Origin of the sequence: Hydrogenophaga crocea, assembly GCF_011388215.1 — a bacterium.
Classification (GTDB): domain Bacteria; phylum Pseudomonadota; class Gammaproteobacteria; order Burkholderiales; family Burkholderiaceae_C; genus Hydrogenophaga; species Hydrogenophaga crocea.
The window spans coordinates 4,404,806-4,416,965 of the sequence record NZ_CP049989.1 but is presented as its reverse complement, the minus strand read 5'-3'; the positions used below and the strand labels follow the sequence as shown (position 1 = coordinate 4,416,965).

11 protein-coding genes and 1 tRNA gene are annotated in these 12,160 nt (G+C 67.3%); 8 read left to right on the top strand and 4 right to left on the bottom strand.

The annotated features are described in order from the left end of the window. Positions 1-144: 144 nt before the first annotated feature. From G9Q37_RS21060 to G9Q37_RS21025, 8 genes are all read left to right on the top strand, one after another. Positions 145-1,074: a polyprenyl synthetase family protein gene (locus tag G9Q37_RS21060; RefSeq protein ID WP_166230500.1), complete on the top strand. Its 930-nt coding sequence runs from the start codon at positions 145-147 to the stop codon at positions 1,072-1,074. A gap of 30 nt (positions 1,075-1,104) precedes the next feature. Continuing rightward, positions 1,105-1,181 (top strand) — tRNA-Pro (locus G9Q37_RS21055). A 166-nt stretch (positions 1,182-1,347) separates the two neighbouring features. Continuing rightward, on the top strand, positions 1,348-3,081 hold the full coding sequence (gene pilB, locus G9Q37_RS21050) for a type IV-A pilus assembly ATPase PilB (RefSeq protein WP_166230498.1): 1,734 nt from the start codon (positions 1,348-1,350) through the stop codon (positions 3,079-3,081). Positions 3,082-3,116: 35 nt separating this feature from the next. After that, the gene (locus G9Q37_RS21045; protein ID WP_166230496.1) at positions 3,117-4,334 is read left to right on the top strand and encodes a type II secretion system F family protein; all 1,218 of its coding nucleotides are present in this window, start codon (positions 3,117-3,119) and stop codon (positions 4,332-4,334) included. Between the two features lie 8 nt (positions 4,335-4,342). Next, positions 4,343-5,188 (top strand): prepilin peptidase, encoded by an 846-nt coding sequence (locus G9Q37_RS21040; RefSeq protein WP_166231555.1) that lies wholly within the window; start codon positions 4,343-4,345, stop codon positions 5,186-5,188. Then, entirely contained in the window at positions 5,185-5,790 is a 606-nt protein-coding gene (coaE, locus tag G9Q37_RS21035) for a dephospho-CoA kinase (RefSeq protein ID WP_166230494.1), read from the top strand. The genes G9Q37_RS21040 and coaE overlap by 4 nt, the downstream gene beginning before the upstream one ends. 43 nt (positions 5,791-5,833) lie before the next feature. Beyond that, positions 5,834-6,589 (top strand): cell division protein ZapD, encoded by a 756-nt coding sequence (gene zapD, locus G9Q37_RS21030; protein ID WP_166230492.1) that lies wholly within the window; start codon positions 5,834-5,836, stop codon positions 6,587-6,589. 4 nt (positions 6,590-6,593) lie between these two features. Beyond that, the gene (locus G9Q37_RS21025; RefSeq protein WP_166230490.1) at positions 6,594-6,788 is read left to right on the top strand and encodes a DNA gyrase inhibitor YacG; all 195 of its coding nucleotides are present in this window, start codon (positions 6,594-6,596) and stop codon (positions 6,786-6,788) included. Between the two features lie 10 nt (positions 6,789-6,798). Here the strand turns inward: G9Q37_RS21025 and G9Q37_RS21020 are convergent, their stop codons facing one another. From G9Q37_RS21020 to secA, 4 genes are read right to left on the bottom strand one after another with little or no spacing between them, the layout of a single operon-like run. Then, positions 6,799-7,254 carry an NUDIX domain-containing protein gene (locus tag G9Q37_RS21020; RefSeq protein WP_166230488.1) on the bottom strand — a complete coding sequence of 152 codons (456 nt, stop codon included), beginning with the start codon at positions 7,252-7,254 and terminating at the stop codon, positions 6,799-6,801. Continuing rightward, positions 7,251-8,129: an ATP-binding protein gene (locus G9Q37_RS21015; RefSeq protein ID WP_166230486.1), complete on the bottom strand. Its 879-nt coding sequence runs from the start codon at positions 8,127-8,129 to the stop codon at positions 7,251-7,253. The genes G9Q37_RS21020 and G9Q37_RS21015 overlap by 4 nt, the downstream gene beginning before the upstream one ends. After that, complete coding sequence (argJ, locus tag G9Q37_RS21010) at positions 8,126-9,373, bottom strand: bifunctional glutamate N-acetyltransferase/amino-acid acetyltransferase ArgJ (RefSeq protein ID WP_166230484.1); 1,248 nt, start codon at positions 9,371-9,373, stop codon at positions 8,126-8,128. The genes G9Q37_RS21015 and argJ overlap by 4 nt, the downstream gene beginning before the upstream one ends. A 42-nt stretch (positions 9,374-9,415) precedes the next feature. Further along, a complete protein-coding gene (gene secA / locus G9Q37_RS21005; RefSeq protein ID WP_166230482.1) occupies positions 9,416-12,157 on the bottom strand; it encodes a preprotein translocase subunit SecA in 2,742 nt (913 codons plus the stop codon). Between the last annotated feature and the right edge of the window lie 3 nt (positions 12,158-12,160).

Sequence of the window (12,160 nt, the reverse complement as noted above, 5' to 3'; positions counted from 1 at the left end):
GCCAGACGGGCGCGCGCCAGCGCGGCCGGGGCCCGGCGGACCAATTCCTATAATCCCGCGTCGCTCCTCCTGCCCATTCGCTGCGGTCACGCCTTGCCCTCTTCAAGCCCCTCTCCCCAGCCGCTCGATCTGATCCGCGCCGACATGGCCATGGTGGACGAGGTGATCCGCACGCGACTCACCACCGACGTTCCCCTGGTGCGCGAGGTGGCCCAATACATCATTTCCGCCGGCGGCAAGCGCCTGCGTCCAGCGCTGCTGCTGCTGGTCAGCGGGGCCCTTCAGGACACGAACCCCCATCGCCACACGCTGGCCGCCGTGGTGGAGTTCATCCACACCGCCACCCTGCTGCACGACGACGTCGTCGACGAATCGACCTTGCGCCGCGGTCGCGCCACCGCCAACCAGACCTTCGGCAACGCCGCCAGTGTGCTGGTGGGCGACTTCCTGTACTCACGCGCCTTCCAGATGATGGTGGACGTGAACAACATGCGGGTGATGGAGGTTCTGTCCGACGCGACCAACGTGATCGCCGAGGGCGAAGTGCTGCAGCTGATGAACATGCACGACGCCTCGATCGGCGAAGAGGACTACCTCAGGGTCATCCGCTCGAAAACGGCCAAGTTGTTCGAAGCGAGCGCCCGCCTGGCGCCCATCCTCGCCGGCGCGCCCGCGGCGATCGAAGACGCATGCGCCACCTACGGACAGGCGCTGGGCACGGCCTTCCAGGTGATCGACGACGTGCTGGACTACGAAGGCGATGCGCAGGAACTCGGCAAGAACCTCGGCGACGACCTGCGGGAGGGCAAAGTGACCCTGCCCATCATCTGTGCGCTGCGCGCCGGCAGTCCGGCCGAACGTGAGCTGATCCAGGACGCCATCGAACACGGCCGGGTGGAGCACCTGCCTGCCATCCAGTCCATCATCGTGCGCACAGGCGCGCTCGAGACGGCGCGCGAAGCGGCCCGCGGGGAGGCCCGCCGGGCATTGGCGGCGGCCGAGGCGCTGCCCGCGAATAACCATCAATCGGCTTTGCTACAATTGGCCGCTTCGCTGCTGGAACGTCGCTCCTGACGTCTTCACAGCAGGATCAGCAGATCCACACGGGGTGTAGCTTAGCCTGGTAGAGCGCTACGTTCGGGACGTAGAGGCCGGAGGTTCGAATCCTCTCACCCCGACCATATGGTCTGATCCCTTCGGCGGTCCGCACGGACCGGCGCACTCCCCCTCCCGCCCCCAGCCGGATGTAATCTGGAAACCACGCGACCTGACGTGAGCCGCGTTTTTCCGGACAACTGGCGTCAATTGTGACGTGCAAGTTGTTGATTTCCGTTAGATTACGGGCATATGGCGTCAGCAGACACGGTCAATCAGGAAAGTCCGTCCATGGCCCTGCCGGGCTTGGGGCGCGCGCTCGTTTCCGCCGGCAAATTGGGGCAGAAGGCGGCTGAAGAGCTCTACCGCAAAGCCCAAAGCAGCCGAACCAGCTTCATCGCCGAACTCACGGGTTCGGGCGCGGTGTCACCCGCCGACCTCGCCCACACCATGTCGACGGCCTTCGCGGCACCCTTGCTCGACCTCGACGCGGTGGACGTGCAACGCCTGCCCTCCGGCTTGCTCGACCCCAAGATCTGTGCCGACTTCCGCATCATCGCGCTGAGCAAGCGCAACAACCGGCTGATCGTCGCCACGGCCGATCCCTCTGACCAACAGGCCGCCGAGCGCATCAAGTTCGCCACGCAAATGGGCGTGGACTGGGTCATTGCGGAGTTCGACAAGCTGAGCAAGCTGGTCGAGTCACAGACCAAGTCGGTGACCGAGGCGATGGACAACATCGTCGGCGACGTCGAGTTCGACGACCTCGCCGCCGAAGCCGCCGTCACCGACACGGCATCCGAAAAGGCCGCCGAGGTCGACGACGCCCCCGTCGTCAAGTTCCTGCACAAGATGCTGATCGACGCGTTCAACATGCGCGCGTCCGATCTGCACTTCGAGCCCTACGAGCACACCTACCGCGTGCGCTTCCGCATCGACGGCGAGTTGCGCGAGATCGCCTCACCGCCCATTGCCATCAAGGAAAAGCTCGCCTCGCGCATCAAGGTGATCTCCCGCATGGACATCTCCGAGAAGCGGGTGCCGCAGGACGGGCGCATGAAGCTCAAGGTGGGCGCCGACCGCGTGATCGACTTCCGCGTCAGCACGCTGCCCACGCTGTTCGGCGAAAAGATCGTGATCCGTATCCTGGACCCGAGCCAGGCCAAGCTGGGCATCGACGCCCTCGGATACGAACCCGAGGAAAAAGAGCGGCTGCTGGAGGCCATTCAGCGGCCCTACGGCATGGTGCTGGTGACCGGCCCGACGGGTTCGGGCAAGACCGTGTCGCTCTACACCTGCCTGAACATCCTCAACAAGCCCGGCGTCAACATCTCGACGGCGGAGGACCCCTCGGAAATCAACCTGCCCGGGGTCAACCAGGTCAACATGAACGAGAAGGCGGGGCTGACCTTCGCGGTCGCGCTCAAGGCCTTCCTGCGCCAGGATCCCGACGTGATCATGGTGGGCGAGATCCGCGACCTGGAAACCGCCGACATCGCGATCAAGGCCGCACAGACCGGCCACATGGTGATGTCGACCCTGCACACCAACGACGCGCCGACGACCCTCACCCGCATGATGAACATGGGCATCCCCACGTTCAACATCGCCTCCAGCGTCATTCTGATCACGGCCCAGCGCCTGGCACGCCGCCTGTGTCCCAATTGCAAGGCGCCGCTCGACGTGCCGCGCAAGGCGCTGCTTGAAGCCGGATACAAGCCCGAAGAAATCGATGGCAGCTGGACACCCTACAAGCCCGTGGGTTGCTCGGCTTGCAACAACGGCTACAAGGGACGCGTAGGCATCTACCAGGTGATGCCGATTTCGGAGGAGATCCAACGCATCATCCTGCGAGGCGGCACCGCACTGGACATCGCGCAGCAAGCCAGCAAGGAAGGGGTTCGCTCGCTGCGCGAATCCGGCTTGCTCAAGGTCAAGCTCGGCCTGACTTCCCTCGAGGAAGTGCTGAGCGTGACCAACGAATGACACACCAACGACCCCCCGCCCCCTGAGGACCGCCCATGGCCACCGTTGCAAGCAAGAGCGTCAAGGACTTCGTGTTCGAGTGGGAGGGCAAGGACCGCAACGGCAAGCCGGTGCGGGGTGAGACGCGCGCGCAGGGGGAGAACCAGGTCACCGCCTCGCTGCGCCGCCAGGGCATCGTGCCGGTGAAGATCAAGAAGCGCCGCACCTCGTCAGGCAAACGCATCAAGCCCAAGGACATCGCGATCTTCACGCGCCAGTTCGCGACCATGATGAAGGCGGGCGTGCCCCTGCTGCAGGCGTTCGACATCGTGGGCCGGGGCAACCCCAATCCCAACGTCACCCGGCTGCTCGGCGACATCCGCGCCGACGTCGAAACCGGCACCTCGCTGAGTTCGGCGTTCCGCAAGTACCCGATGTACTTCGACAGCCTCTACTGCAACCTGGTGGAGGCCGGTGAAGCCGCCGGTATCCTGGAAGACCTGCTCGACCGCCTCGCCACCTACATGGAGAAGACCGAGGCGCTGAAGTCCAAGATCAAGTCGGCCCTGATGTACCCCACGGCCGTGATCATCGTGGCCTTCGTGGTGGTGGCGGTGATCATGATCTTCGTGATCCCGTCCTTCAAGCAGGTCTTCTCGAGCTTCGGCGCCGACCTGCCTGGACCGACTTTGGTCGTGATCGCCATGAGCGAGTTCTTCGTCGCTTACTGGTGGCTGATCTTCGGCGCGCTGGGCGGCGGCGCCTACTTCTTCATGCAGGCCTGGAAACGCAATGAACGGGTCCAGCGCTTCATGGACCGGCTGCTGCTCAAGCTGCCCATCTTCGGCCCGCTGATCGAAAAATCGGTGGTGGCGCGCTGGACGCGCACGCTCGCCACCATGTTCGGCGCCGGCGTTCCGCTGGTCGAGGCGCTGGATTCCGTGGGCGGCGCGTCGGGCAACTCCGTCTACGCCATCGCCACCGAGAAGATCCAGCAGGATGTGTCGACCGGCATCAGCCTGACCACGGCCATGACGAACGCCAACATCTTTCCTTCCATGGTGCTGCAGATGTGCGCCATCGGCGAGGAGTCGGGCTCGATCGACCACATGCTGGGCAAGGCGGCCGACTTCTATGAAGCGGAAGTCGACGACATGGTGGCCGGCATCTCCAGCCTCATGGAGCCCATCATCATCGTGGTGCTGGGCACCGTGATCGGTGGCATCGTGGTGTCCATGTACCTGCCGATCTTCAAACTCGGTCAGGTGGTCTGATGGTCGAGATGGCCGCGGGCGCGCCCGCCGGGGCGTTGCTGGGTTTGCTCGGACTGCTGGTAGGCAGTTTTCTCAACGTGGTGATCCACCGCCTGCCCCGGATGATGGAACGGCAGTGGGCGCGCGAGTGCGCCGAACTGCAGGGCCACGACAGCGAGGCAGCCGAAGAGAAGGCCTACAACCTGCTCGTGCCCCGGTCCGCCTGTCCCCATTGCGGTCACACGATCCGCTGGCACGAAAACATTCCCGTGCTCAGCTACGCGCTGCTGCGCGGCCGCTGCAGCCAGTGCGGGCACGGCATCGGCATCCGTTATCCGCTGGTCGAACTCACGACCGGTGCGCTGTTCGCCTGGGTGGGGTGGCAGTGGGGGCTGGGTGTCACGGCGCTGGCCTGGTGCGGTTTCGCCGCGGCCCTGCTGGCGCTCGCCGGCATCGACTGGGACACCACCCTGCTGCCCGACGACATCACGCTGCCGCTGCTGTGGGCAGGCCTGGTGCTCTCGGCGGCCGGCCTCATGAGCGTGCCGTTGACCGATGCGGTGTGGGGCGCGGTCGCGGGCTACCTGTCGCTCTGGCTCATCTACTGGGTCTTCAAGCTGCTCACCGGCAAGGAGGGCATGGGCCATGGCGATTTCAAGCTGTTCGCCGCCCTGGGGGCCTGGTTCGGCTGGCAGGCCCTGGTGCCCATCATCCTGATGGCCTCGGTGCTGGGTGCCGTCGTTGGCATCGGCATCAAGCTGGTGGGCCGGCTGCGCGAAGGCGGCTACGTGCCCTTCGGCCCCTTCCTGGCGCTCGGCGGCATCACGGCCATGCTGTTCGGGCCGCGCGCCATCCTCGCGGCCGTGGGCCTGTGAAGCCGCCGCTTCCCTGGCGGCTCGGGCTCACCGGCGGCATCGGCAGCGGCAAGAGCACGGTCGCGGCGCGGCTGCAGGCGCGCGGCGCCGAGGTGGTCGACGCGGACGCCCTGTCCCGCCAGAGCACGGCCGCGGGCGGTGCAGCCATCGACGCGATTCGCGCAGCCTTCGGGGATGCCTTCATCGATGCCGAGGGCGCCTTGAACCGCGCGGCCATGCGCGAACGCGTGTTCAGCGATCCGTCGGCGCGGCAGCGCCTCGAAGCCATCGTGCACCCCATCGTGGCCGCGGGCATCGCGCAACAGGTGGCCCGAAACCGGGCGCGCTGCGTGGTGTTCGACGTGCCGCTGCTGGTCGAATCGCCGCGCTGGCGGCCCCAGCTCGACCGTGTGCTGGTGGTGGACTGCAGCGAAAGCACCCAGTTGCGGCGCGTGCGTGCGCGCAGTGGCTGGGACGACGACACCATCCGGGCCGTGATCCACCAGCAGGCGTCTCGCGCGCGGCGCCTGGCCGCGGCCGATCTGGTGCTGTTCAACGATGCGGACGACCTCGACCGGCTGCATGCCGATATCGACCGGCTGTCCTCGCGCTTCGGGCTATGATCGCCCAGCCACCGCTCTTGGGCCCCGCCCTGCGATCAAGCCCGTGATCCTGTACGAATACCCCTTCAACGAACGCATCCGCACCTACCTGCGGCTTGAGCAGCTGTTCAAGCGCCTGGCGCTGCTGGTGCCCCGCGAGCACGCGCTCGATCACCACTACGCCATCCAGACGCTGTTCGAGATCATGGACGTGGCTTCGCGGGCCGACATGAAGTCGGACGTGCTCAAGGACCTCGATCGCCACAAGCAGACCCTCAACGGCTACCGCGGCAACCCCGCGATCTCCGAACAGGCGCTCGACACGGTGATCGGCCAGCTCGATCACTGCTTCAACCAGATCGCCGAGAACGCCGGCAAGCCAGGGCACGCGCTCACCGAGAACGACTGGCTCATGGCCATCCGCAGCCGCATCGGCATCCCCGGTGGCACCTGCGAATTCGATCTGCCGGCCTACTTCCACTGGCAGCACCTGCCCGCCGCGCAGCGGCAGGCCGAGCTGGCCGCGTGGGCGCAATCGCTGGCCCCGCTGGCCGAGGCGCTGGTGCTGCTGCTCAAGATGATGCGCGACACCGGCACGCCGCAAAAGGTGGTGGCCGTGGGCGGCCAGTACCAGCAGAACCTGCCGCAGGGCCGCAGCTTCCAGCTTCTGCGCCTGCGCATCGATCCCACGCCCGGCCTGATCCCCGAGATCAGCGGCAACCGCCTGATGTTCTCGGTGCGTCTCATGCGCCTGGGCGAGGACCACCGCCTGCACCCTGCGGGCGAAGACGGCAGCTTCGAGCTGACCCTGTGCGCCTGAGGCCATGAGCAGCGCGCCCGAGGAACGCGTGGTCACCTGCCCCGCCTGTGGCGGCGACAGCGTCTACGCACCGCGCAACCGCTGGCGGCCCTTCTGCAGCGAACGCTGCAAGCAGCAGGACCTGGGGGCCTGGGCGAGCGGCTCGTACGCCATGCCCGAGCGCGAAGGCCAGAGCGATCCGGACTTCGAGAAAAGCTGAGCCGCCCGGCTCAGCGCGGCGCCGCTGCTTCTTCTTCGAGCCAGCGCAGCACCGGCACGGTGCCCGCCAGCACCGGCGCGCATTGCACCGGCAGCCGCTCCCAGCTGAACTGCTGGCCTTCGTGCATCTGGAGTTCCCCGCTCCATGCGTACACCTTGCAGAAGTGGAGCCGCACCAGCGCATGGGGGTAGTCGACCAGTTGCGTGCGCCAGGCGTGCGCGGGGCCGATGCACACCCCGATCTCTTCGATCAGTTCGCGCCGCAAGGCCTCTTCCACGCTCTCGCCGGCCTCGAGCTTGCCGCCCGGAAACTCCCAATAGCCCGCGTACACCTTGCCGGGAGGACGCGAGGTCAGCAGAAAACGGCCCTGGGCATCGATGAGCACGCCCACCGCCACTTCGGTCACGGGGCGCCCGGCCTGGTCGGCGGTGCGGCCGCCGTCGACCACCAGCACCTCGGCGCTCATACCACGGGGCCGTGCGAGCCCGCATAGTCGCGGGCAAACTGCTGCGCCACGCGGCCGCTGCGCGAGCCGCGCTCCAGCGCCCACACCAGCGCTTGCGGACGCGCCGCCTCGATGGCTGCCGGCGACACGCCGAACGATGAGAGCCATTGCGCCACGATGCTCAGGTACTCGTCCTGGCTGAAGGGATAGAAGCTGATCCAGAGCCCGAAGCGCTCGGACAGCGAGATCTTTTCCTCCACCACCTCGCCCGGGTGCACCTCGCCGTCAGCGGTGTGCGTGTAGCTGAGGTTCTCCTTCATGTACTCAGGCAGCAGGTGGCGCCGGTTGCTGGTGGCGTAGATCAGCACGTTGGCGCTCGAGGCCGACACCGAGCCGTCGAGGATGGACTTGAGCGCCTTGTAGCCGGGCTCGCCGTCCTCGAAGCTCAGGTCGTCGCAATAGACGATGAACTTCTCGGGACGCGCGGCAACGAGTTCCACGATGTCGGGCAGGTCCACGAGTTCGGCCTTGTCGACCTCGATCAGGCGCAGCCCGCGGTCGGCGAACGCGTTGAGGCAGGCCTTCACGAGCGAGGATTTGCCCGTGCCACGCGCGCCCGTGAGCAGCACGTTGTTGGCCGGCAGGCCCTGCACGAAATGCTCGGTGTTGCGCAGGATGCGCTCCTTCTGACCCTCGACCTCCTTGAGGTCCTCGAGCCGGATGGTGGCCACGTGGCGCACCGGCTCGAGCACACCGTGCCCATTGCTGCGCTTTCGGTAGCGGAAAGCGATCGAGGCGCCCCAGTCGGGCTCGCCCAGCGGCTGCGGCAGCACCGCCTCGATGCGGTCGATCAGCGCTTCGGCCCGCTGCAGCAGGCGCTCGAAAGACGGGTTCATGAACGGTAGTCCGCGTTGATGGTCACGTAGTCGTGGCTGAAGTCGCAGGTCCACACGGTCTCGCACGCCGAGCCGCGGCCCAGGCCGATGCGCACGGTGATCTCCGCGGGTTTCATCACGCGCTGGCCGTCTTCCTCGCGGTAGGCCGGGTGGCGGCCGCCCTGCGTGACCACGTGCACGTCGCCCAGCCACAGATCGATACCGCCCACGTCGAGGTCGTCGATGCCCGCATAGCCCACGGCCGCGAGGATGCGGCCCAGGTTGGGATCGCTCGCGAAGAACGCGGTCTTCACCAGCGGCGAGTGCGCGACCGCATACGCGGCCTTGAGGCATTCCTCGGCGTTGCGGCCGCCTTCGACGCGCACGGTGATGAACTTGGTCGCACCCTCACCGTCGCGCACGATCGCATGCGCCAGGCGCTGGGCCAGCGGCGTCAGCGCGGCCAGCAGGGCCTGGCCCTCGGCGCTGGCCAGGTCGGTCACCGGCGCATGGCCGGCGCAGCCGGTGGCGATCACCACAAAGGAGTCGTTGGTGCTGGTGTCGCCGTCCACGGTCACGCGGTTGAAGGACACATCGGCCAGCCGGCGAGCCAGCTCGTTCGCCACCGCCGGCGACACCGCGGCGTCGGTGGCCAGGAAGCCCAGCATGGTCGCCATGTTGGGGCGGATCATGCCCGCGCCCTTGGCAATGCCCGTGGCCTGCACCGCCTGGCCGCCCAGCGTGAAGCGCACGCTGGCTGCCTTGGGCACGGTGTCGGTGGTCATGATGCCCTGGGCCGCGGCCAGCCAGTGGGCGCCGCTGTCGTGCTGCGGCTGCGCCGCGTGCGTGAGCGCCGCGGGCAGGCCGCCAAGCAGGCGGTCCATGGGCAGCGGCTCCATGATCACGCCAGTGGAAAAGGGGAGCACCTGTTCGTGGTGCAGTTGCAGCGAACGCGCCAGCGCCACGCAGGTCTGGCGCGCGTTCGCCAGGCCGCTCTCGCCTGTGCCCGCGTTGGCATTGCCGGTGTTGATCACCAGGGCGCGAATGCCCTGCCCGCTCGCGAGGTGCTCTCGGCACACCTGCACCGGCGCAGCGGCGTAGCGGTTGCGCGTGAACACCGCGCCCACCGAGCATCCCTCGTCGAGCAGGAACACCGTGAGGTCTTTGCGGTGGGCCTTGCGGATGCCGGCTTCGGCGATGCCGATGCGCACGCCCGCGATGGGCAACAGGTCGGCTTCAACCGGCACAGGAAGCTGGACGGGCATGGAGGTCTCCGAAGCGATGGGCGCCGACGCGGCGCCGCGGATTCAATCGAGCTTGCCGTGGCAGGCCTTGTACTTCTTGCCGCTGCCGCAGGGGCAGGGATCGTTGCGTCCGACGCGGGGCACGTCAGCGGCGCGCGCGCCACCGGCGGTGGTCTCGGCGTCGCCGGTTTCGGTGGGCGCGGTGTAGGTCACGTTGCTGATGGCCTCGGCACGCTCCTCGAGCTGCTCGGCCGCCTGCGAGATCTGCTCGGCCGACTGCACGCGCACGTTCATGAGGATGCGCGTGACGTCGTTCTTCACGGCGTCGAGCAACTGCCCGAACAGCAGGAAGGCCTCGCGCTTGTACTCCTGCTTGGGCTGCTTCTGCGCATAGCCGCGCAGGTGGATGCCCTGGCGCAGGTAGTCGAGCGCGGCCAGGTGTTCGCGCCACTGCGAGTCGATGGTCTGCAGCAGCACCACGCGCTCGAACGAGGTGAAGTTCTCTTCGCCCACGAGCGCCACCTTGGCGTCGAAGGCACTCTTGGCCGCGGCCAGCACGCGCTCGACGATGTCGTCGACCTCGATGGACTCGGCTTCCGACACCCACGAGGTCACTGGCGCGTCGATCGACCATTCCTCGCGCAGCGCCTTCTCGAGCGCGGGCAGGTCCCACTGCTCTTCCACGCTGCCCTCGGGGGCGAACTGGTGCACGAGATCGGTCACGGCGCCGTCGCGCAGCGAGTCGATCTGCGCGCGCAGGTCCTGCGCGTCGAGGATGTCGTTGCGCTGCTGGTAGATCACCTTGCGCTGGTCGTTCGCCACGTCGTCGTACTCGAGCAGCTGCTTGCGGATGTCGAAGTTGCGCGCCTCGACCTTGCGCTGCGCGCTCTCGATGCTGCGCGTGACGATGCCGGCCTCGATCGCCTCGCCCTCGGGCATCTTCAGGCGGTCCATGATGGCGCGCACGCGGTCGCCCGCGAAGATGCGCATCAGCGGGTCGTCGAGCGACAGGTAGAAGCGGCTCGAGCCCGGGTCGCCCTGGCGGCCCGAGCGGCCGCGCAGCTGGTTGTCGATGCGGCGGCTTTCGTGGCGCTCGGTCGCGATGATGCGCAGGCCGCCCAGACCCACCACCTTCTCGTGGTCGGCCTGCCACTGGGCGCGCAGCGCTTCGGCGCGCGCGGCCTTGGTGGCGTCGTCCAGCGAGGGGTCGGCGTTGACCGCATCGATCATCTTCTCGAGATTGCCGCCGAGCACGATGTCGGTGCCGCGGCCCGCCATGTTGGTGGCGATGGTGATGGCGCCCGGACGGCCGGCCTGCACGATGATCTCGGCCTCGCGCGCATGCTGCTTGGCGTTGAGCACCTGGTGCGGCAGCTTGGCCGCGGTGAGCAACTGCGAGATGACCTCGGAGTTCTCGATCGACGAGGTGCCCACCAGCACCGGCTGGCCGCGCTCGTGGCATTCGCGGATGTCGGCAATGGCCGCGGCGTACTTTTCCTGGGTGGTCTTGTAGACGCGGTCGAGCTGGTCCTGGCGCTTGCTCGGCCGGTTCGGCGGGATCACCACGGTCTCGAGGCCGTAGATCTCCTGGAATTCGTAGGCCTCGGTGTCGGCCGTGCCGGTCATGCCCGAGAGCTTGGTGTACAGGCGGAAGTAGTTCTGGAAGGTGATGGACGCCAGCGTCTGGTTCTCGGGCTGGATCGCCACGCCTTCCTTGGCTTCCACGGCCTGGTGCAGGCCGTCGCTCCAGCGGCGGCCCGCCATCAGGCGGCCGGTGAACTCGTCGACGATCACGATTTCGCCGCCCTGGTTCACATAGTGCTGGTCGCGGAAGTACAGGTGGTGCGCCTTGAGCGAGGTCACCAGGTGGTGCAGCAGCGTGATGTTGGCCGGGTCGTAGAGCGATGCGCCCTCGGGCAGCAGGCCGGCCTTGGCCAGCAGCTGCTCGGCGTGCTCGTGGCCCTGCTCGGTGAGGTGGATGTTGCGGGCCTTCTCGTCGAGCGTGAAGTCGCCGGCCTTGATCACGCCCTCGCCGGTGCGCGGATCGGCCTCGCCCTCCTGGCGCGTGAGGCGCGGCACGAGCTGGTTGATGGCCACGTACAGCGCGGTCTGGTCTTCGGCCTGACCGCTGATGATCAGCGGCGTGCGCGCTTCGTCGATCAGGATCGAGTCGACCTCGTCGACGATGGCGTAGTGCAGCGCGCGCTGCACGCGGTCGGCCGCCTCGTAGACCATGTTGTCGCGCAGGTAGTCGAAGCCGTATTCGTTGTTGGTACCGTAGGTGATGTCGGCGCGGTAGGCGGCCTGCTTCTCCTCGCGCTGCATCTGCGGCAGGTTCACGCCCACCGAGAGGCCGAGGAAGTTGTAGAGGCGGCCCATCCACTGTGCGTCGCGGCTGGCGAGGTAATCGTTGACGGTCACCACGTGCACGCCCTTGCCGGCCAGCGCGTTCAGGTAGACCGGCAGCGTGGCGGTCAGCGTCTTGCCCTCGCCGGTGCGCATCTCGGCCACCTTGCCGTTGTGCAGGGCGATGCCGCCGATCATCTGCACGTCGAAGTGGCGCATCTTCATGACGCGCTTGCTGGCCTCGCGGACCACGGCGAAGGCCTCGGGCAGCAGGGCGTCGAGGGTCTCACCGCCCGCGACGCGCTGCTTGAACGCGTCGGTCATGCCGCGCAGTTCCTCGTCGCTCAGTTTCTCGAACTGCGGCTCCAGGGCATTGATGCGATCGACCGTCTTGCGGTACTGCTTGAGCAGGCGGTCGTTGCGGCTTCCGAAGAGCTTGGTGAGGAAATTGGTGGCCATGTT